The organism is Mycobacterium sp. NGS62 (assembly GCF_059812285.1).
On the sequence record NZ_JCALCK010000103.1, the window covers coordinates 1 to 259 of the forward strand.

Here is a 259-nt window from a genome sequence, read left to right on the forward strand (position 1 = left end):
GAATCCAAGGGGATGGTGGAGCGGGCCAACCGGTATCTGGAGACCTCGTTCCTACCCGGCCGTAGCTTTGCCTCGTCGCAGGACTTCAATGATCAACTGCAGCAATGGCTGCCGATCGCCAACGCGCGTCAAGTGCGGGTCTTGGATGGCCGTCCGGTCGACTTCCTGGATGCCGACCGTGCCCAGATGCTGTCCCTGCCGCCGGTGGCGCCGACAGTCGAGACGGTGGCCGCGGTGCGGTTGGGACGTGACTACTAGG

General features: G+C 64.5%; 1 pseudogene. It reads left to right on the forward strand.

The features are described 5' to 3' along the window. Positions 1-258: pseudogene (locus AC5Y49_RS24895) on the forward strand (IS21 family transposase); the annotation flags it as partial. Between the last annotated feature and the right edge of the window lies 1 nt (position 259).